Source organism: Streptomyces sp. NPDC059909, assembly GCF_042730885.1.
Classification (GTDB): Bacteria; Actinomycetota; Actinomycetes; order Streptomycetales; family Streptomycetaceae; genus Streptomyces.
The window spans coordinates 1-1,486 of record NZ_JBHWKX010000223.1; the positions used below are offsets into that span (position 1 = coordinate 1).

1 protein-coding gene and 2 pseudogenes are annotated in these 1,486 nt (G+C 70.3%); all 3 read right to left on the reverse strand.

All coding sequences use genetic code 11. From position 1 onward, the window contains the following. Positions 1–94 precede the first annotated feature (94 nt). Positions 95–649 (reverse strand): annotated as a pseudogene (locus ACFV9O_RS40375) (DinB family protein); the annotation flags it as partial. 228 nt (positions 650–877) lie between these two features. Continuing rightward, positions 878–1,104, reverse strand: a pseudogene (locus ACFV9O_RS40380) (transposase); the annotation flags it as partial. 104 nt (positions 1,105–1,208) lie between these two features. After that, positions 1,209–1,397 (reverse strand): MbtH family NRPS accessory protein, encoded by a 189-nt coding sequence (locus tag ACFV9O_RS40385; RefSeq protein WP_385428071.1) that lies wholly within the window; start codon positions 1,395–1,397, stop codon positions 1,209–1,211. Positions 1,398–1,486 lie beyond the last annotated feature (89 nt).

The following is a 1,486-nucleotide window of genomic DNA, read 5'->3' on the forward strand; positions in this document are numbered from 1 at the left end:
TCGGCAGCGACGGGGTCTCGGACACGATCCCCAATGATCAACAATCCAGGCCCGCAGATCAACTCAGCCCGAGACGACCACCAAACCAGTCACCGTCGGTGATGGCGGCGACGCTGTCGCGCCAGCGGTCGATCAGCGCCCAGAACCGCTCGAGTGCCAAGGCGGCGGAGGGGGTGAAGTCGACCAGCAGCTTCGGCTCCTGCCGCCGTTCACCGAAGGTCCACTCCCATCCGCCCGCGAAGCAGAAGTGCAGGTGCCCCAGCCGCCACGCGATGGTCGTGACCGGCGCTTCGTCAGGCTCCGGCGCGCCGGTGTGGGCGAGGATCTGCTCGACCCGCTCGACACTCACGCTCCAGTCATCGGCGATCTTGGCGACCGTCATGCCGCCGGCGGCCTGCCGGGCAACCTCGGCGTACTCGTTCGCCGGGATGTCCGGGTCGCCCAAGTCGAGCACCCACTCGCCCGGCCCGAACGCCCTGGGCGTCGCCGCCTCGCCCCGGCGCCGGATCGACCAGCAACCGGGCACCGGCTCCCACAGGTACTCCTCGTCGCCGAGCCCCGTCAGCCGCACCTGGGCCATCTCCCTGGCGTGGTCGAACTGGTCGAGCAGTAAGCCCAAACGGTCGGTCCGCGCGCCCTCAGTCTCCATGCCTGGCTCCCTTCGTGGTCGCGTCTCGTACCTCACTGCGCTCAGGCGGAAGTTAGCGGCTCACCTCACGGGGCGCGACCGATTTCCTCGCCCACGAAGCGGTGCAGCACCACCCGCATCACCGCACTCGTTCAGGCCGTCCTCACCCTCCACGTGACCTGCTCAACCTGAGGTTGGAAAAGGCTCACTGCCAGGGCAGGAATGAACCAGGCCGTGAGCGCATCAGCGGGCCGGCTTCTCCCATGGCCGACGCAAGTCGGCGGCGAGCGGCCGGGCAGGCCGGAGCTGGGCACAGGCGGTGATCACCAGCCAGGTCCGCCGGTCGGCCGCCTCCGGACTGCGGAGACGCCGGTGCCCGACCACCGCAGCCACACGGGCTTGTTGACCCCGCCGCTGGGCAGCTTCTCCACGACCAGAGGGATGACGGTCCCCTCGATGATGGGCAGCGCCCCGTCCTCGTGCTGCTGGACGGGAAGCACCGGCAGCCGCGACTCTGCCTTGCGCACCTGCGACACCCTTGCCGCGGCGGCCATCGCCTGCCCTCGTCCGGCGCCGAGAGTCATCCCCGGGCCGCATCCACCTGGCGCGCGCAGGCGTCGTGGGGGGCGGGGCCGAAGCGGGCGTTCCAACCCGGCGGTACGGCGCGCCAGGCGGGCCACAGGGACAGCTGCCCGTGGGCGTTCTCCAGCACGAGGTGGGTGTTCTTGCCGTCGGGGCCCGGATCGAACGGACCGGCTTCAGGGCTCATTAGAGGACCATCCCTTCTGCAGCCCTCACGAGTAGGGTTGTGACCTCTCGGTCCCGGTGGGTGCACGGCCATCGGTGCGAGCCGCTCGA

Bases quoted from the DNA above. Each gene is read 5' to 3' on its own strand.
- ACFV9O_RS40385 (WP_385428071.1), bottom strand. From the start codon at position 1,397: ATGAGCCCTGAAGCCGGTCCGTTCGATCCGGGCCCCGACGGCAAGAAC.